The sequence below is a fragment of the Fulvivirga ligni genome (assembly GCF_021389935.1).
GTDB lineage: Bacteria > Bacteroidota > Bacteroidia > Cytophagales > Cyclobacteriaceae > Fulvivirga > Fulvivirga ligni.
The window spans coordinates 3501958-3518968 of sequence record NZ_CP089979.1 but is presented as its reverse complement, the minus strand read 5'-3'; the positions used below and the strand labels follow the sequence as shown (position 1 = coordinate 3518968).

Here is a 17011-nt window from a genome sequence, read left to right as displayed (position 1 = left end):
GATTTTAAACTTACCGTGCAAACCTAGATTCACTCAAACTGCCTCAACTTTAGAATCAATTCCTGAGCTTGGTTTTTCGCCTTACTCCTCACCTCCAATTCAGTATACCCCGCATTCAAAGAAGTACCATAGAAATAAAATGGTTCTACATAGTTCATCCCGGTATAATAAGCGGTCTGCTCCAGGTTCTTACAAAATTCATAAACCCTGAAATGGTGCTCACCCAGGGTCTGGTACTCTGCCTCTGGTGCCCCGACTGTGAAGCTGGGAATGAAGTTTTTACCTTTCAATTTATCCCCTGCAGAGCCATAGGCAAATCCGTATTCCAGCACCTGATCGAACCATTGCTTTAGTATGGCCGGCATGTTATACCAGTAGAGCGGGTATTGAAATACAATGTTCTGATGTCTTAACAATGCAGCCTGCTCTTCAACTGTATCAATCTGATAATGAGGGTAAAGCTGAGAAATATTTCTTACTTCTACGGATAAATCACTAGCCTGTAATTCATCGATAATTGTTTTATTGGCCAGAGAATTTTCATAATTCGGATGGCCTAAAATGATTAAAGTCATAAGTAGAATTTTAGTACTATAAAAATGATAGTTACAAAACTATTTTTAGTACATTAGGAAAGCAATAACTATCAACTCTGATAGGTGCAAAAAGCTGCTTATGAAGGATGAATGCTTAACAAATTATGTGAAATTGGGTGAGAGGATATATCCTTGCACCGTTAGTCTGGCGATGGATCTGGTAGGAGGAAAATGGAAAACAGTGATTCTCTACCACCTTCAGGATTCGCCCAAAAGATTCAGTGAGCTAAGGAAGGAGCTATTTTCAGTAACAGAAATGACGCTCAGTCTTCAATTGAAACAGTTAGAGAAAGATGGACTAATCTCAAGAAAAGTATATGGCAAGAAACCTCCGGTGAAAGTGGTTTATAGCCTTACAGAATTTGGTAAATCTTTCATTCCGGTGCTAACCGCCATCACCCAATGGGGCAATCATGTGGTAGAGCAAAAGGGTGAGTTTGTTGAACAATAGTAATGTTTATAATGTCTTATTATACTCCAAACACAAATCAACCCAAAATTTAAAATCACCATCGGAGGCAAATCCTTCAGGCTCCACATAGCAATAGCCTTTGTATTCACGGCCTTTCATGATCATAGGAGAAAAACCTTTTTTAACCGCCAGTTCCTGAGTCTGAACAGGATCAAAGCGACACATAAGATTGTTCTTACTCACATTCACGCACATTTTATCACTGATCATAAAAGCCAGCCCGCCAAACATTTTCTTCTCTTGTGGCTGAATGTCATTTTCACGAAGGTAATGACGCACGCGCTGGGCAAGTTTTTCATCGTAAGCCATAATTATGGGATTTTAGACCCAAAGTAGTAAATTATTAATACTCGCAAAAGTGATGATGTAGACTTCCCGAGTTCTTATACTGGAAAGTCTACATAATTTTATTCACCAATAATCTTTCTCACCGCCTGCATTACTTCAATGACATTAGGTACGGCTTCTTGCTGCTCTTTCGCCCAGCGGTCTTGCTCCTGCATGTACTTCGTTTTTACTTTAAATGCTTCAACTTCCTTCTTGGTTAGATACCGCACGGTAGCCCCCTCCTGCTTCAACGTCTTCATTTGCGCTTTGAAGCTCTTATCCATCACCTTACCTAGTGACTTATAAGCGTAAACTGCAGCTCTTTGAATAGCTTCCTGATCCTGCTTATCGAGCGCCTCCCAAGTATTCTTATTGATGGCTACAGGATACAGATGCCCCAACCACAGATCCTTTGATGCCAGAATATAGGGCGCATGCTCATACACCTTCAAATCATATCCGCTGTCTACGTTCACCATAATACCATCCAGCTCTTTATTTTTTAAAGCCTCGTAAATTTCATTGCCCCAATGCATTCTTACCGGCACAGCCCCTAGATTTTCAAGAAAAGCAAGATGCCAGAAACTCGCTGAGCGCCATTTATTTCCAGCAAGCTGATCAAGGTTCTCCATCGGTTCTCTGCTGAAGAAGCCAACCGGATAACCTGTACCCAGGAAAATCGGCACAATATTATTCTGATTGAACTCTTCGGTAAACTGAGGCACTTCCTCATATATTTTCCTAAACATCGCCACCTGATCAGCTCCTGATGGGCCCACAGGAAAGCTTTTAAAGATTTGATGCAGAGGCAGTTCCTTCGCGGTGTATTCAGGCACTACAGTTGAGATATCTACGCTGCCATCGCTTACCGCACCAAGTGCCTTATAGGCAATAGCCAGCTCTCCGTCCCAGTGAGCTTCTATTTTTAATCGACCTCCCGACTCACGCTCTATGGCTGGAAAAAACACTTCATTTAAGAACTTAGTCCTCATACCCTCCAACGGCTGATGATCGGAGTAAACCAAGGTCTTTTGTGCTGCCAGGGAAAATGGTAACGTCATGATAAAGAGGATGATTAGTGATGCTTTAGAAAAGGACATAGTTATCCCATTCATACATAAATTGCGTATGATATTCATAATAAATAATTTATAAATAGCTGATTATTAAATAATTAAAATAAAAAAGATTAGTTGAAGGACTGCCTGAATTCCAATGGCGAGTAGCTAGTTTTAGACTTAAAAAGTTTGCTGAAAGATTGTGAATGTTCAAAACCAAGTTCCACAGCTATCTCACCGATGGACATATCTGTGGTGGATAGCTTTACTTTAGCCACCTCAATGAGCTTATCGTGAATATGTTGTTGGGTAGACTTACCGGTAATGGTCTTTAGCAACCTACTCAAATAGCTGGCAGAAACGTGCAGCTGATCAGATAGAAACGTGACCGTAAGAATACCATTCTCCATCACCTGATGACCATTGAGATAATCATTCAAAACCTCTTCCATCCTATCTAAAATGGCATGACTACTCCTTTTCCTGGTCAGAAATTGTCTATGGTAGTACCGATCTGAATACACCAGAAAAGATTCTAACTGAGAGATGATTAGCTGCTGACTGAAATCATCAATGTTTGCACTGTATTCGGACTTTATGGTATTCGCAATATGCTTCAAGGTATTCTCTTCCTTATCGGAAAGAAATAGCGCTTCATTTACCGAATAATTAAAGAATTCGAAGTTCTTAATGGTTCTGGCCAGAGGTGTATTCCAGATGAAATCAGGGTGAAATAGAATGAGAAATCCGGATAAATTTGTATTAAGATTAACATCAAAGGCAAAGACCTGTCCAGGTGCGATAAAAGATAAAACTCCCTCATCGAAATCATATTCCTGCTGTCCGTATTTCATCTTACCCTTAAATCCTCGCTTCAGCGCAACAGCATATAAATCAAAGATATAGGTAGTGTTTTGCGCTTGTTCTGGATTTCGAATATCTGCAAAATCAATGACACTAATTAAGGGATGATCCGGGCTGGTCAGACCTTTAATTTTATGATATTGGGATACCGTTTTTACTCTCAGAATTTCAGGGCTCATCTTCTACAACATTAATGCAGGAAAGTAATATCACTTACTCCTACTTCTACAAGAACAAATTTAAACAATGCTTTTGCACCTTTTGTGACCGAATCTGGCTTTGTTGTAGTCGAAATTGTAAACTACTCCACTTTCTTGCCCGTTTTATCAATCTTAAACCAGGAGTCACTTTCTACTCTGGTATGATCATCACCATCTTTATACTCCTGCCCCTCGTAGGTCACAGATGCCTGACCGCCTTCAAATGGACCTGCATAGGCATATTTACAGGGAATAACAATCTCCCCCAGTTGATTGGCATAGCCTATTTTGCCATTCTGCTGTACCCTAACGAGGCCTTCACTGAAATAATCAGGGCCATTATCAAATAGATAGAGATCAAAGAGCACCTGTCCTTCCGCATTAATGCCAACAGGCTTTCCAAAGGTGCTGTCGTTAGGATGTTCCAAGACATTAGCATAATAAACCAGCGTGTCAGTGCCAAAATAGGCATAACTACCAAATGGAATAATCGTATCGCCCTCTTGGTTAATGAAAGCTATATTCTCGCCGTATTCGAGAAACTCCGTGCGGCTTACTGCAAATAGAGTATCACCTTTCTGGATAGTAGATGAGGTCTCTGAGTATTGTCCTTTTTCTTCGGCCTTGTTTTCAGGTGCACTTTTACAAGCGGCAAATAATAGTATGGGAATGAGGTAGTGTTTGGGTGACATCGGTTTAGTAATTAAATATCATGTTTTGCCAATTTCGGCCCTAAAATGAAACTCTTCAAATAATTCAATTATTGCGACTCAGAATCATTAAAACAACACTTCATAAACAATATCCTCTTTCATGTGAAAAATAAAATCTTCATTCAACTGATGTTCTTTTAATCTCTCATATTCTATAATCTGAAAGTCTTCCGAATCTACGCTACCAGAGTACCAGTGAAATAAAAGTCCAAAATAGCCTATCTCTGATGATTTCATTAACAGAGATAAGAAACCCAACCATTTCACAGCATCCTCTTGGTAGTTAATTGATTGGTGATCAAAACTCCTTTGCTGATTCACCGAACTTCTCTGTTTATTGGTCAGCCAACTTTCAATCTTGTTTTGGGACCACCCTTTCCTTTTAAGTCTGTTTATATCCTTGATTTGCTCTCTTTCAGCTGACATAATATGATCCTGAGCTCCCAGAGAGGTGCCGCATTCACAGCATGCAGTTAATTTCTGTAGATAGCTATAGTTAGTATCAATTTGATTTTTGATGTGGTCATTATTAATATAATCAAAAGCGATATCAAATTGATCACCAATACGATTCAACAAAGTAAGGTCAGAATTGGAGGAAATTATGGCTGTGATAAAATGGCACATTATAATTGAGATTTGAAGACAGTTTTATCTATCTAACCCTATTCGATAATTCTCCCACTTTTGATGCAGCATAGTTTCTAAATCGGCATGATTGATTTTTAAAGAGTTGGAACTGATAGCTAGTGGAGATCCACATAGCCTTGCATTGGCCTGCATTGCTTTCCGCTTCATGGCACTATTCGCTTTGTCCAAATATTTGTCTGGCTGGCTCGTCAAGAGTACCACGAACTTCTGAGAATAGATCTGACGGGTTTCAATGCCCACAATGTCCTGCCATTCTATTAAACCTATGCTCACCCCGCTAGACCGATCTTCAATACCGGACTCACTGACAGTAAGCATTATCTTTTGACTAAATATGGCTTTTACAATGAAAATAGTACAGAAACCAAAGAAAACTAGTCCTAGAATCCCAACTACCAAGATCAGCACTTCATTCTGAAATATTGGCGATTTAAAGCTGCTGGCATTAACCAACATGAGAACACTTATAATTACGAAAAGTAAACTTCCTACCAACAGAGCAGAAAGTTTGCCTTTACTACTATGTATTTCGATGACGTCGTTCATAACGACTAATAAAGCCCTTTATCTCAAAATCTACAAACTGTTGGTTATCAAAACTTTTGATTTTCATCCGGACCAGGCATCGCATAGGCAGGATCAATTGCTCTGATATAGATCTCTCCGTTATCCAAAACTTTCACCTCCAACGGTACTATAGTAGTTCCACGTTGGTTTATGGTTTGCGCATTTTCTGAAAGATCCTGATTTTCAATACCTTCCCTAGACAACGGAGGGATATTGGCATTGAAAAATGCCGTGCACCACCATTTGCCATCACGGGTTTGAAAGGGTGTACCATGCCCTAAAAATCTGCCCACAAATTTCCTCGGACCATAAGGTCCAAATACGTTATCCGCTACACAATAATATAGATTGTAAGAACCCTTTCGCCCCTTATCTGTAGACCAGGCGGTGCCAAAAGAAACATATTTACCTCCGATTTTACGCATCGTTGCTCCCTCATGACCTATTCGATTGATCGTTTTGTTAGCATCATTAGGATCAGACCTGTTACCTGCCGGTGGAATATAAACAGGCTCAGAGTCAAAGCCAGAGAAATCACTTTTCAGACGGGCTATAAAAGTGTTTTTCCAGAGCGCATACCAGGTGCCATCATCATCCTGAAAGAGTGAAGGATCATGTTTTCCATCAAAGGCCTCTCCCATAGGGTGGCTCCATGGACCTGCCACCTCCTTACCAGCAGAAAAAGCCAGACTGCTGAAGCCCTGCGGACAATGGGTTAAAGCCCACCTATCTCCCACCCAATGAATCTCAGGAGCCCACAAAACATCCTTATCTGCCGCACCCCAATCGGCTTCTGATGATCCAAGGCCTTTCTGTTTTCTGTAAGCATCGTCTAAAGTAAAAGGTGTGCCCAGATATTCCCAATCAATCAAATCCTTACTGCGCCAAAGCCGTACTGTATTCCCCACGATCGACTCCTTACCCAGACCAATGTTATAGGGATCTGATTGCTCACTGGGGTCGTTGGGTGCTGGTGTGGTGCCTGTAAGATAGTAATAATCATCAGGCCCCAGCACAATATAAGGATCACGAATCCAATGCTCCTTAATAAACAGGGCCTTATCATGAGATTTCAACCCCTTCCTAATCTCCTTAGCCGACATAGCTGGCTCTACTCTATCTTGAGCAAAGGATATTGATGAAAAACTGAGAAATAACAGCATTATAAAAACAGATATATTTCGTTGGGAGTCGTAGTACATGAGCTGATAATTATAAACGTAAATTAAACGTTTTATATGATAATTGCTAATGATTGGTCTAGCCTGTCATTTTTCAAATGGGACGCTGTGCCGTGAAGAGCCCAGAACGTCATTCCGGCGCAGTGGAGAGCTCACAGCGTCATTCCGGCCGACGCGTAGCGGAGAGCCGGAATCTTGCTGATCAGCCTCTGCATCCGAACTGTAAGATTCCGGATATCATTTCGCTGCGCTACATGATTCCGGAATGACGGTTCTTGACATGAACTGCAAACCATCCATTTCTCTTTAAATCCAATTCTATTTTCACTAAATTCTGTAATGAAAGTAAAAGGTGGTTATGTCTATATAGTGAGTAATAAAAGCAGAACCGTTCTGTACATTGGTGTAACATCCAACCTCGCCTCTAGGTCATGGCAGCATAAGCATGTAGAAGGCTCACAATTTACCAAAAGATACAAATGCACCGACTTGGTCTACTTTGAATTTCTACCAGACATTGTATCGGCCATAGCCAGAGAAAAACAACTCAAAAAATGGAAACGTCAATGGAAATTCGACTTGATAAGAACAATCAACACTGACTTAAGAGATTTATATAATGAGGTTGGGGATATGAAGTGATATGACTATTGCTCATGATTATTATAGACCAAGGAAAGCATATACTGTATAAATCGTCTTCCAGCCGCAGTGGTGAACCTGCAGGTCATACCTTTTAACGTAGTGAAACACCCACAGCGTCATTCCGGCCGAAGCGTAGCGGAGAGCCGGAATCTTGCTGATCAGCCGCTGTGCCCGAACAGTAAGATTCCGGATATTATTTCGCTGCGCTACATAATTCCGGAATAACGATTCTTTAATAGAACCGCTGATAAAATATTACCCCATCAACTTATCCATATCCTTTTGAAATCTTTCAATAAGATCGCTGGAAAATGAATTGATAATTTCGGATTCGTCCTGATCGATACCTTGTGAAGAAGCGGCTACAAACTTCATGGCGTCAATGAATTCATTATATTCTGGAGTAGGTCCATAGCTGTGGCAGAAGTTAATCACCTTATTATAAGTTTCTTCTACAGAGCTTTGCTTTGACTCCTCGTAGTTAAAAGACCATTTAATCTCAGAAGCCCAGGCATGGTTTTTTAAAAGTTCGTTCAGAGAGTCTCTCTCCTCATTTTGAATAATTCCGTCAGCCTTGGCAATTACAAAAAGTAGTTCACCCAGTGTTTCGTAAAGTTTTTCTTTATCAGCCATTTTTTATTTTATCTATGCTATTGTGCACCAGCACATAACTGTACTTATAATTAATTTGAAAAGGTAAATAAAAGGAATTAAAATGAGGTAGGGTTATGATTAAAATTTCTTCGACAACACGCCGTTCCAGTCGCAGCGAAGAGCCAAGAGCGTCATTCCGGCCGCAACGCAGTGGAGAGCCGGAATCTTACCGCTCGCTAGCAGAGACTGAACAGTAAGATTCCGGATATTATTTCGCTACGCTACATAATTCCGGAATGACGGTTCTCGACATGAACCGCAAACCATCTATTTCTCTTTAAATCCAATTCTATTTTCACTAAATTCTGTAATGAGAGTAAAAGGTGGTTATGTCTATATAGTGAGTAATAAAAGCAGAACCGTTTTGTACATTGGTGTAACATCTAACCTCTCCGCCAGATCATGGCAGCACAGGCATGGAGAAGGCTCACAATTTACCAAAAGATATAGATGCACCGACTTGGTCTACTTTGAATTTCTACCAGACATTGTATCGGCCATAGCCAGAGAGAAACAACTCAAAAAGTGGAAACGCCAATGGAAATTCGACTTGATAAGAACAATCAATCCTGACTTAAGAGATTTATATGATGAGGTTGGTGATATGAAGTGAACCAAGAGCATAAAAAACATTCTAAAACAACCCCGTCCCTTGCCAACCGTCATTCCGGCCGAAGCGTAGCGGAGAGCCAAGGCCCGTCATGCCAGCCGCAATGCAGTGGGGAGCCCACAGCGTCATTCCGGCCGCAACGCAGTGGAGAGCCGGAATCTCGCTGATCAGCCGCTGCATCCGAACAGTAAGATTCCGGATATCATTTCGCTACGCTACATGATTCCGGAATGATGGTTCTTGCTTAGAACCGTAAAAATCAATTAGTTGGATGTTTACTCCTTTTTGTATGGTACTTTAATCCAATATAAAATCCTCTCATATACAATCGGCCTAAACTGCAATCGGATATGTTTGGCCATCCGCCATTTGTTAAAGTTCAGGTCAGAAGATTCACAGATGTAGATCATGTTAAAATCAAGCCATTCCTTTTTATTAAGAAAACCCACTGGAGTCGTAATGGCCGAATACTTACTTTGTACAAAAGTACCTATAGACTTTATATCTCTATTCCATATAACCTTGGTGCCGAGTAAAGATTTCCGCATTACTTTCTCATGATCAAAAACCACCTTACTTGTCTTAATCCAAAGCATGATCACAGGGAATAATAAAAAAAGAGTGGCTCCTAAAATAATTTGATGAACAATAGGTTCATTCTCATGAATATTTAACAAAATTACAACACCCATAATTGACAATAAAAATGGAATAAATAAGTGCCACAAGGTAGATCTATTATCTAATCTCAAACTTTTAACTACAAAAGGTCTATCATTCTCAATTCCCGTTTTAATGTTTATTGCCTCAGTGTTTAGATGCTTCTGAATGTCCTTAACAATCTTATCTACCTCTATCAAATCGACACTTTCTATAGTCACTATTGCTGGTTCCAGATCATTGCCAGACTTCCATTGGTACATTCGCTTAATATTCAAGCGAATAGCTCCTTCATCTTTTGATTCAACCCATTCAAAACTTTGTTCATTCCCTATCAGAAAATCATTGACACCAAATATTTTACTAAACTCAGGCAATAGTTCTTCTAACTCACGATCAACAAACAGGGAAAATATTATTTTGGAGTCCTTCATTTTATGAACTACCTATCAGCTTAATCCATAGAAAAATCAGCATCTGACAAGCCATTCTTTCCTGGCTCCTGGAAGGCGTAGTTAAAGCCTTTTCTTAGGCTGTAGCCAGCATACTCTCCTGTTTTGCTTAGGGCAATGAAGCCTACTTGCAAATACTGTAAATCATCTCTGCGCTTGTAGAGTTGGTAAATTCTTTCTGTTACTTTTTTACAGGCATCATAAGGTGAGTCTCCCTGGCGCATCAACTCTACTACCATGGCGCTGCCTGCTGTGCGGATTACTGCTTCTCCCAGACCGGTGGCTGCGGCTCCGCCCACTTCATTATCCAGGAACAAACCTGCTCCGATAATTGGAGAATCCCCTACTCTGCCGTGCATTTTCCAGGCGGCTCCGCTGGTGGTGCAGGATCCTGCCAGGTCACCATTTTTATCTAGGGCTAACATGCTGATGGTATCGTGGTTTTCTATATTGATCACTGGTTGGTATTTAGACTCTTCAAGCCATTTTTTATAGGCCTTCTCTGCTTCAGGTGTTAATAGGTTTTCCTCTTTAAATCCCTGACTCTTAGCAAACTGCAACGCTCCCTCTCCTACCAGCATAATGTGGGGAGTTTCTTCCATAACCTTTCTGGCTACGGATATCGGGTGCACTATATTCTGTAAAAAAGCTACTGATCCGCAATTGCTATGCTTATCCATGATACAAGCATCCAGAGTCACTTTGCCTTCACGATCGGGAAAGCCTCCCAGGCCTACGGTCATCACTTTAGGGTCTGCTTCTACTACTCTTACGCCCATTTCCACGGCATCTAAAGCTGTGCCTCCTTTTTCTAATAGAGGGTAAGCAGTTTCATTAGCCTGAACACCGTGATTCCAGGTGGAGATTACCACTGGCTTTTTCGCTCCCTTCTTGCTCTCTGCCTTCATAGCCATGGTGGGCAATGCACTCAATGAAACGGTTCCTAATGCTGCTTTTCCTAAAAAGTCTCTTCTTTTGATCATGTTATAATGGGTTAAGGTTTTTTTGATGATTTTATTACGGCCAGGTGCTCATCTGTAAGAGCATTGGCATCAAAAAAGGCAATGCCTTTGGCACCATTCTGTTTGGCCTGGTCTATGACCTGAGCCATTTCCTCAGGCTGTATAGCTGGAATGAAAACTCCGGTATTTAATCCGGTGCCGGTATCTTTCAGGTCATTCACACCCTGCTGTGTTACCCAGCCGATCCAGTCTATTTCTTCATTATAGAAATTATGATACACCATGGGCAGTACCTCATCTATCTGCCACTTATCCCAGCGCTGCCTCACCATGCGGCCTGCCATTTCAGGATAAGGAAATACTGCGGCTGTTAATATCTTATTGTGATCATGGGCTATTTTGTAAGCATCATCAACCACTGCTTTAATTTTATTCAAACGAAATTGCCTCCATTCTATGTCTAATTCAGGATGCTCCATTTCTCGCGGATTCTTGTGATGCATATCTTCAAACTCGGAGATGCACACATCGCAATAGCAGAAATCAAACTCTGGCAATTCTGTGTCTTGAGTAAGGTTATATTTAGGCAATAAACCAATAGGTAGAAAGATATCTGAAAAGCGAATGTAATCCAGGTGCACACTGGCAACTCCCTCCACTTCAGCTAATCCTTTTACAAGGCCTAATACATGGTTACGAGAGGCCTCTCTGGTGGGGCAAAGCCACTGATAATAATCAACATAAGGACGGGTGTCATAGCACGATTTTCCCTCGCGGCTCACTGTATACCAGTCAGGATGTTGCAGGGCCACTTTATCTCCGGGGCGGTTCATGGCCATGATCCAGGCATGTACCTCCAGGCCTTCCTTACCCGCAAGGCCTGCCATTTTCTTCAGATCATCTGGATTGCCATTGGTATTAATCAGTACTGCATCAATCCCATTTTCTCTTAGATGATGAAATAACTTATTGTATTCTTTATCCTTCTTTTTCTGATCGTAGGTAAGCCAGGTCCAGTATTTAAAATCTGCCTTAGCGGTTTGAGCCATAGCATTCAATCCATAAAACAAGAGGATGAAAGCTATTAAGGTTTTGGAGGTAAGGTTCATGGTTTAGTAAGTGTATGGTTTAAAGATGAATCAATTTGCCATCTTCTTTTATAATAATTTTCTTTTTGCTGAATGGACTAACAACGTAAAGATTCCAACCAGAAGTGTGTTCTTCAAATATTAAAGGGATTTCTTTACCCTTAATAAGCATTTTTTGATCCTTCACTGCTTGCTTACCTTTTTCAAAAACCTGCCGATAAAGTGCATACAATTGATACTCAATCATCTGATCATCAGACCTTTAAAAAGTATCATCATTACTTTTTGAGAAATAAATATAGCCCCACATTTCAGGACGATGCATGTCTATAGCTATTTGCGGAGTCCAAACCCAATTGTATTCAGGTAAGTATTTGCCATCTACCTTTTTTCTTGAGTATTTACCATCAACGAGTTCATAATCCCAGTTTACCCGTGAGAAGTTTATTCTCCAGGTCTTTCCTGCTGGTGCTTTCAGGTTATATCCGGCTTCACCGAGTGCTGACCATGGCATGGCTATTTCTACTGACCAGCCGGTATCGATATCCGTTGGGTTATTCAATGTGCCCTTAATGTCAACCGCTGATTTTATTCCTCTGATGTCCCAGTTATCAATAACTTTTGGTCGGTTACGATAAGGTTTGGTCAGGAATAAGTCCCAGCCAGTATTCAACGCATTGATTTCGAACTCCATATAGTTATGAGTGTCTCCATCAGGATCTATAAACACCTCAAAATCATTATTGAAGAAGATGATTTCATCTCTTTTGGTGATATCTCCCCAGACATGAGGCTCTTCCATTTCAGCATAAATGTATAGATATTGGTCATCCCAAAGCATCTTCATTCTGGTGTCATACTTGGGAGTTTTTTGTCCTTCAATATCAATGAAAGACTCTGACCATGTAGCCTGAGACCATTGTTCATCGGCTTTTCCATCTATATCAATGGGTGTAGATGTCTGGACAACATTATAAGATCTGGGTAAGTCAGTTTGAGCTAAAGAGCAGAAGGACAGGCACAAAGAGCAGTAAAGTACTGCGCAGCATTTTTGAATAATCATTAGGGCTAATATAAACGAACCATCCACATAATTCACAGCGGATTACATGAATGGTTGTGTTATTTGAAATATTATCAGCCTTTTTCTACAAAATCCTTAAGTAAAGTACTTATGAGCTGAGTCCAGCCACCATTAAAGCTTTCAACAGCAAAATCAGGATTATCCTGAGGGAAGCTCTCCAGACCTTCATGAGTGAGACGAACGGTGGTTTGATCGCCATCAGCAAGGAGTTCAAAAGTGACATAAGAAACACCTTCGTAGTTCTCATACGTCCAGGTATGTTTCAACTTCTTTAAAGGAATCACTTCTACGATCTTGCATTTGTGCAGGTAGCTCTCGCCCTTGTGTCCTTTACCCAGAAATTCAAACTCAAAACCTACTTCAGGTCTAAATTCGGCCAGATCAAAATACCATTGCTTCATTTGATCTTTATCTGTGATCGCCTTCCAAACCCGCTCCACCGGAGCATTATAAGTTTGCTCTTTAACAATTGTTTCGCTCATATGATTAGTCTTTATTTTCATCTAAAAATCTACCCAGGGCATTTAACTTCTCGTCCCAGAAAGCACTGTATTGGGCCACCCAGTCAGACACCTGCTTTAGCTTTTCCGGTCGGGCCTTACAAATGCGTTGCCGGCCCCTTTGCTCTATTGAAATTAGCGCACATTCATGCAGTATTTTAATATGTTTGGAAATGGCAGGCCTGCTAATATCAAATCGTTCTGCCACATCATTCGGTGTGAGCGGAGCCTTTGACAAAATATGAATGATCTCCCGCCTGGTAGGGTCGGCAATGGCCTGAAATACATCTCTCCTCATAATCTGTAACCGTTTGATTACAAATATATACGTAACCATGTTGTTACACAATATTAGCACCACTAATAATTTCTATGACATCATTAAATTTCATAATTTGAGGGCATGTTAGGATTAAGAACCACAATTTATAAAGTACCAGACATAGCCAAGGGCAAAGAATGGTATTGCAAGGCGTTTAAAGCAGTGCCTTATTTTGATCAACCATTCTATGTAGGTTTCAACATTGGTGGATTTGAGCTGGGTGTAATGCCTTATGAAGGTGAAGTGATTCCTGGTAATAGTGTGGCCACTTATTGGGGTGTTATTGACATTCAAGCTCAATATGACCGACTTATCAGCCTGGGTGCCACTGCTTATGAAGCACCGGAAAATGTGGGTGGAGAACTTATGACTGCTACGGTAAAAGATCCGTGGGGAAACCTTATAGGCTTAATATATAACCCTGATTTTAAGATTGGTAGCAATATAGAATAGTTTTTGCTTTGAATTAACACAGCCAATTCTAGATTTGTAATTTATTATTTAAAAATTCATAATAATGAGAAGCCAGACCAAGCGTCTATTTTTTAAGCTCAGTTGTATTGCATTGTTATTTTCTCTCACCTCTTGTTTTGACATTATTGAAGAGATTAATGTAAATAATGATGGTTCGGGCACCATGACACTTACTGTGAATCTGAGCAAAAGCAAAACCAAGCTGGCTTCTATTATGCTATTAGACAGCATCAACGGTCATAAAGTACCTACTGAAGCCGATGTGAATCATGCTCTTTCTGAGGCAGTTAGCTACTTAAAAGAGTCTGATGGTCTCAGCAATATTCAGAAAAAAGTAGATTTTGATAATTTCATTTTCTCACTGAGCTGTGATTTTAAGCATGTGAAAAATGTTAACCTGGTAATACAGGAACTAACTAACAAGCTTAAAGTAAAACCTTTTACTACCTCTTTTACTTACAGCAATACCAGCAAAACCTTTAACCGCGCCAATACCTTTAACACCAGTGCTCAGGAAAAGTATGGCAAATTAGAGCGTGATGATAAAGAGGTTTTTGACAATGCTTTTTATACCTGCATTTACCGGTTTGGTAGTGAAGTAAAGACTTTTAGTAACGATAAGGCCAAACTTTCAAAATCAAAGAAAGCCATTATGCTAAAGTGCTCAGCAATAGACGTAATAAATGGAAACACTTCACTTTCTAACAAAATAGAACTGGCAGAATAGATGCTTCAATAGCTGATTTTTTCTATATTATAACAGAATACAATAACAGGCATACATACATTTTATCAACTTTTTGAAATGAAAAAACTCCTTTTTCTACTTACATTTTTAATATCTACGGCAGGCTTCAGCCAGGATTTGAGGCAATATATTCCTGCAGATGCCGTGATGGTTGGCAGTATTCATGGTGATGAATTATTTAAACCACAGGTAATTCAGAGACTGCATGATATTACTCATTTAAAAAAGGCCTTTGAAAAGCTATCTAAATCACTTGCCTATGAGATCAACTCTTTAGAATCTATAGGAGTAGATATTCATAAGTCTGGCTACTTCTATATGGCTGTTACAGATAGTATTCTTTACTACAATTTCATTCTTCCTCTTAATAAATCGCAGATAATCACAGATTTGATGAAAGATGATGAAGAGCTGGCAAAAAGTGGAAATTACTCTACCAAAAAGATGGGTGGCACCACTTATATCACCTGGGACGAGCAGAAGCTAATCATAAGCTCTGGCAGTTATATAGACAGTTACTTCTATGGATATGACTTTAGTGGTGTGGAAGGCAAAGTAGAGCAAGCTGAAGAAGCTGCTGCTGAAGCCGTAGTAGCTGAGGTTTATGGAGAAGAGGCAGCAAATGCTCAGCCTCCCTTTATGTTTAATTATCCCTTGCAGCTTTACCTTAATCAGTATAATGAATTTCAAGGCGAATTCATTGAGAAGATCAATGAGGGTTTAACTGCAGAAAGCCTTGAAGCACTAGAGGCTAAGTCAAAGGAAATTGGTACTGCAGCACTCGAGGTAGACAGCATTAGTAAACCTGACCCCGACAATCTGGATCAATTTCTTAAAGCAAAAAATGATGCTTTAAAAAAGGCAATAACTACTATTGAAAGTGAAGAACTTAGAGAAAAGGCATCTTCCATAGCAAAGAATGCTACGTTCTTCAGTGATAGCTTCAGCATTAAAGAGAATAAATACCTGAGCAATCTGGACTATAAGGATTACTATAACGAAAAGAAATACCTAGAAAAGCAGTGGATTCTTAACTACACAGAGCGTGCCTTCTACCCTTCTGGAAATTCAATTTTGAACAACAAAAAATACTTAACTCAAGTAAAGGAAGGCGCCGTACTTAACTTCTGGCTAGGAAATATGGGTGCTTTAATGAAAACCATGAATGATGGAGCTTCCTTTAACCCTATCATGAACATGTACTCAAAAATCAATATGAACTATGGTGAAATGTCATGTAACCTCATGCTCAATGAAGATGCTGCCAATTGGAATTTTGATGTCACGCTAAAAGAGGATTTAGCTAAAGCATATAAGGAAGCTACCGATCAAAAGATCAATAAGAAGTTTTTTAAGTATATCAATGAAGACGAACTGCTGGGCTATTTAGCCTACAATATCAATGTAGAAAAGGCTTTAAAGGCATATCCTGATATTATAAGTGAACAATATAAAGGCATAGCTGGTGTAAGTGATGCAGAAATGTCTCTAGCCACAGATCTGTTCTCCCTAATGCTTGATGAAGAAGCCATTGGTGACCTCATCAAAGGTGATTTGCTATTTCTTGTTTCTGGTGTAGGAGAAAAAGAAGTGACTTACACTGACTATGAATATGATGAGGATTATAACTTCAAAGAAGTAACTAAAACTAAGAAAGAGCCGCTTCCGGAATTTTTGGTGATGGCATCTACAGAGTCACCTGACTTTACAGGTAAGCTTATTGGCTACATGGCAGAAAAACATTTGATAACACCCACTACAGCAGGGTTTTATAAAGTAGAATTACCCAAAAGAGATATGCCAATGGATCTTTTCTTTATGATCAAAGACGGCATTTTCTTTATGAGTACTTCAGAAAAAGACATGAACGCCATTGTAACTAATAGCTTTAAAACTAAGGTTTCTAAAAAGCATAAGAAAATTATTAAAACCGGGAACTACACCGTTTACTTTAAAAGTAAGGCTCTTTTCGAAGACTTCTCGCCTGAGAAAATGGCTCCTGGAGAATCAGAATTCAGAAACAAGTTAGATTATGCTCAGGAAAATGCAACAGACTTCTACATTAGATCAGAGCGCATTAAAAACAACATGATACACAGTGAAATCGTTATGGAGGTACCTGAAGGGCACGTAGACGCTACCACCTACCTCATTGACTTGATTGACCATTTATCTCGATAAAT

General features: G+C 39.9%; 22 protein-coding genes. 6 read left to right on the top strand and 16 right to left on the bottom strand.

Annotation, left to right across the window (positions count from 1 at the left end):
* Positions 1-29 precede the first annotated feature (29 nt).
* Complete coding sequence (locus LVD16_RS15080; protein WP_233769100.1) at positions 30-575, bottom strand: NAD(P)H-dependent oxidoreductase; 546 nt, start codon at positions 573-575, stop codon at positions 30-32.
* Between the two features lie 100 nt (positions 576-675).
* Between LVD16_RS15080 and LVD16_RS15075 the strand changes: the two genes are divergently transcribed.
* Positions 676-1047, top strand: coding sequence for a winged helix-turn-helix transcriptional regulator (locus LVD16_RS15075; RefSeq protein WP_233769099.1), 372 nt, complete (start codon positions 676-678; stop codon positions 1045-1047).
* 6 nt (positions 1048-1053) lie between these two features.
* Here the strand turns inward: LVD16_RS15075 and LVD16_RS15070 are convergent, their stop codons facing one another.
* The 7 genes from LVD16_RS15070 to LVD16_RS15040 form a co-directional block, all read right to left on the bottom strand.
* On the bottom strand, positions 1054-1377 hold the full coding sequence (locus LVD16_RS15070) for a TfoX/Sxy family protein (protein WP_233769098.1): 324 nt from the start codon (positions 1375-1377) through the stop codon (positions 1054-1056).
* A 98-nt stretch (positions 1378-1475) separates the two neighbouring features.
* Positions 1476-2534, bottom strand: coding sequence for a TRAP transporter substrate-binding protein DctP (dctP, locus tag LVD16_RS15065; protein WP_233769097.1), 1059 nt, complete (start codon positions 2532-2534; stop codon positions 1476-1478).
* A 50-nt stretch (positions 2535-2584) separates the two neighbouring features.
* Positions 2585-3496, bottom strand: a complete 912-nt coding sequence (locus LVD16_RS15060; RefSeq protein WP_233769096.1) for a helix-turn-helix domain-containing protein — start codon at positions 3494-3496, stop codon at positions 2585-2587.
* 122 nt (positions 3497-3618) lie between these two features.
* Positions 3619-4209: a WG repeat-containing protein gene (locus LVD16_RS15055; RefSeq protein WP_233769095.1), complete on the bottom strand. Its 591-nt coding sequence runs from the start codon at positions 4207-4209 to the stop codon at positions 3619-3621.
* An 87-nt stretch (positions 4210-4296) separates the two neighbouring features.
* Positions 4297-4857, bottom strand: a complete 561-nt coding sequence (locus tag LVD16_RS15050; RefSeq protein ID WP_233769094.1) for a hypothetical protein — start codon at positions 4855-4857, stop codon at positions 4297-4299.
* Between the two features lie 24 nt (positions 4858-4881).
* A complete protein-coding gene (locus tag LVD16_RS15045) occupies positions 4882-5427 on the bottom strand; it encodes an STM3941 family protein (protein ID WP_233769093.1) in 546 nt (181 codons plus the stop codon).
* A gap of 47 nt (positions 5428-5474) precedes the next feature.
* Positions 5475-6650 (bottom strand): family 43 glycosylhydrolase, encoded by a 1176-nt coding sequence (locus LVD16_RS15040; protein WP_233769092.1) that lies wholly within the window; start codon positions 6648-6650, stop codon positions 5475-5477.
* A 318-nt stretch (positions 6651-6968) separates the two neighbouring features.
* Between LVD16_RS15040 and LVD16_RS15035 the strand changes: the two genes are divergently transcribed.
* Positions 6969-7271: a GIY-YIG nuclease family protein gene (locus LVD16_RS15035; RefSeq protein ID WP_233769091.1), complete on the top strand. Its 303-nt coding sequence runs from the start codon at positions 6969-6971 to the stop codon at positions 7269-7271.
* Between the two features lie 258 nt (positions 7272-7529).
* Here LVD16_RS15035 and LVD16_RS15030 read toward each other — a convergent pair whose 3' ends face one another.
* Complete coding sequence (locus LVD16_RS15030) at positions 7530-7907, bottom strand: tellurite resistance TerB family protein (protein WP_233769090.1); 378 nt, start codon at positions 7905-7907, stop codon at positions 7530-7532.
* 331 nt (positions 7908-8238) lie between these two features.
* Here LVD16_RS15030 and LVD16_RS15025 point away from each other — a divergent pair, with 331 nt between their 5' ends.
* A complete protein-coding gene (locus LVD16_RS15025; RefSeq protein ID WP_233769089.1) occupies positions 8239-8541 on the top strand; it encodes a GIY-YIG nuclease family protein in 303 nt (100 codons plus the stop codon).
* Positions 8542-8813: 272 nt separating this feature from the next.
* Here LVD16_RS15025 and LVD16_RS15020 read toward each other — a convergent pair whose 3' ends face one another.
* The 7 genes from LVD16_RS15020 to LVD16_RS14990 all read right to left on the bottom strand — a co-directional run bounded on the left by LVD16_RS15020 (position 8814) and on the right by LVD16_RS14990 (position 13582).
* Positions 8814-9632, bottom strand: a complete 819-nt coding sequence (locus LVD16_RS15020) for a hypothetical protein (RefSeq protein ID WP_233769088.1) — start codon at positions 9630-9632, stop codon at positions 8814-8816.
* A gap of 20 nt (positions 9633-9652) precedes the next feature.
* The gene (locus LVD16_RS15015; RefSeq protein ID WP_233769087.1) at positions 9653-10633 is read right to left on the bottom strand and encodes an isoaspartyl peptidase/L-asparaginase family protein; all 981 of its coding nucleotides are present in this window, start codon (positions 10631-10633) and stop codon (positions 9653-9655) included.
* A gap of 11 nt (positions 10634-10644) precedes the next feature.
* Positions 10645-11721, bottom strand: coding sequence for a glycoside hydrolase family protein (locus tag LVD16_RS15010; protein WP_233769086.1), 1077 nt, complete (start codon positions 11719-11721; stop codon positions 10645-10647).
* Positions 11722-11740: 19 nt separating this feature from the next.
* Positions 11741-11947: a hypothetical protein gene (locus LVD16_RS15005; RefSeq protein WP_233769085.1), complete on the bottom strand. Its 207-nt coding sequence runs from the start codon at positions 11945-11947 to the stop codon at positions 11741-11743.
* A gap of 15 nt (positions 11948-11962) precedes the next feature.
* Positions 11963-12763, bottom strand: coding sequence for a carbohydrate-binding family 9-like protein (locus tag LVD16_RS15000; protein ID WP_233769084.1), 801 nt, complete (start codon positions 12761-12763; stop codon positions 11963-11965).
* 74 nt (positions 12764-12837) lie between these two features.
* The gene (locus tag LVD16_RS14995; RefSeq protein WP_233769083.1) at positions 12838-13266 is read right to left on the bottom strand and encodes an SRPBCC family protein; all 429 of its coding nucleotides are present in this window, start codon (positions 13264-13266) and stop codon (positions 12838-12840) included.
* 4 nt (positions 13267-13270) lie between these two features.
* The gene (locus LVD16_RS14990) at positions 13271-13582 is read right to left on the bottom strand and encodes an ArsR/SmtB family transcription factor (protein WP_233769082.1); all 312 of its coding nucleotides are present in this window, start codon (positions 13580-13582) and stop codon (positions 13271-13273) included.
* A gap of 105 nt (positions 13583-13687) precedes the next feature.
* Between LVD16_RS14990 and LVD16_RS14985 the strand changes: the two genes are divergently transcribed.
* The 3 genes from LVD16_RS14985 (at position 13688) to LVD16_RS14975 (ending at position 17009) form a co-directional block, all read left to right on the top strand.
* Positions 13688-14059, top strand: a complete 372-nt coding sequence (locus LVD16_RS14985; protein WP_233769081.1) for a VOC family protein — start codon at positions 13688-13690, stop codon at positions 14057-14059.
* 64 nt (positions 14060-14123) lie between these two features.
* Complete coding sequence (locus tag LVD16_RS14980; protein WP_233769080.1) at positions 14124-14807, top strand: hypothetical protein; 684 nt, start codon at positions 14124-14126, stop codon at positions 14805-14807.
* 78 nt (positions 14808-14885) lie between these two features.
* Positions 14886-17009: a hypothetical protein gene (locus tag LVD16_RS14975; RefSeq protein WP_233769079.1), complete on the top strand. Its 2124-nt coding sequence runs from the start codon at positions 14886-14888 to the stop codon at positions 17007-17009.
* The last annotated feature ends 2 nt before the right edge of the window (positions 17010-17011 follow it).

Bases quoted from the DNA above. Each gene is read 5' to 3' on its own strand.
- LVD16_RS15010 (WP_233769086.1), bottom strand. From the start codon at position 11,721: ATGAACCTTACCTCCAAAACCTTAATAGCTTTCATCCTCTTGTTTTAT.
- LVD16_RS14995 (WP_233769083.1), bottom strand. From the start codon at position 13,266: ATGAGCGAAACAATTGTTAAAGAGCAAACTTATAATGCTCCGGTGGAG.
- LVD16_RS15070 (WP_233769098.1), bottom strand. From the start codon at position 1,377: ATGGCTTACGATGAAAAACTTGCCCAGCGCGTGCGTCATTACCTTCGT.
- LVD16_RS15000 (WP_233769084.1), bottom strand. From the start codon at position 12,763: ATGATTATTCAAAAATGCTGCGCAGTACTTTACTGCTCTTTGTGCCTG.
- LVD16_RS15035 (WP_233769091.1), top strand. From the start codon at position 6,969: ATGAAAGTAAAAGGTGGTTATGTCTATATAGTGAGTAATAAAAGCAGA.
- LVD16_RS15030 (WP_233769090.1), bottom strand. From the start codon at position 7,907: ATGGCTGATAAAGAAAAACTTTACGAAACACTGGGTGAACTACTTTTT.
- LVD16_RS15050 (WP_233769094.1), bottom strand. From the start codon at position 4,857: ATGTGCCATTTTATCACAGCCATAATTTCCTCCAATTCTGACCTTACT.
- LVD16_RS15015 (WP_233769087.1), bottom strand. From the start codon at position 10,633: ATGATCAAAAGAAGAGACTTTTTAGGAAAAGCAGCATTAGGAACCGTT.
- LVD16_RS15055 (WP_233769095.1), bottom strand. From the start codon at position 4,209: ATGTCACCCAAACACTACCTCATTCCCATACTATTATTTGCCGCTTGT.
- LVD16_RS15040 (WP_233769092.1), bottom strand. From the start codon at position 6,650: ATGTACTACGACTCCCAACGAAATATATCTGTTTTTATAATGCTGTTA.
- LVD16_RS15075 (WP_233769099.1), top strand. From the start codon at position 676: ATGAAGGATGAATGCTTAACAAATTATGTGAAATTGGGTGAGAGGATA.
- dctP (WP_233769097.1), bottom strand. From the start codon at position 2,534: ATGAATATCATACGCAATTTATGTATGAATGGGATAACTATGTCCTTT.
- LVD16_RS15005 (WP_233769085.1), bottom strand. From the start codon at position 11,947: ATGATTGAGTATCAATTGTATGCACTTTATCGGCAGGTTTTTGAAAAA.
- LVD16_RS14980 (WP_233769080.1), top strand. From the start codon at position 14,124: ATGAGAAGCCAGACCAAGCGTCTATTTTTTAAGCTCAGTTGTATTGCA.
- LVD16_RS15025 (WP_233769089.1), top strand. From the start codon at position 8,239: ATGAGAGTAAAAGGTGGTTATGTCTATATAGTGAGTAATAAAAGCAGA.
- LVD16_RS15080 (WP_233769100.1), bottom strand. From the start codon at position 575: ATGACTTTAATCATTTTAGGCCATCCGAATTATGAAAATTCTCTGGCC.
- LVD16_RS15060 (WP_233769096.1), bottom strand. From the start codon at position 3,496: ATGAGCCCTGAAATTCTGAGAGTAAAAACGGTATCCCAATATCATAAA.
- LVD16_RS14990 (WP_233769082.1), bottom strand. From the start codon at position 13,582: ATGAGGAGAGATGTATTTCAGGCCATTGCCGACCCTACCAGGCGGGAG.
- LVD16_RS15045 (WP_233769093.1), bottom strand. From the start codon at position 5,427: ATGAACGACGTCATCGAAATACATAGTAGTAAAGGCAAACTTTCTGCT.
- LVD16_RS14975 (WP_233769079.1), top strand. From the start codon at position 14,886: ATGAAAAAACTCCTTTTTCTACTTACATTTTTAATATCTACGGCAGGC.
- LVD16_RS15020 (WP_233769088.1), bottom strand. From the start codon at position 9,632: ATGAAGGACTCCAAAATAATATTTTCCCTGTTTGTTGATCGTGAGTTA.
- LVD16_RS14985 (WP_233769081.1), top strand. From the start codon at position 13,688: ATGTTAGGATTAAGAACCACAATTTATAAAGTACCAGACATAGCCAAG.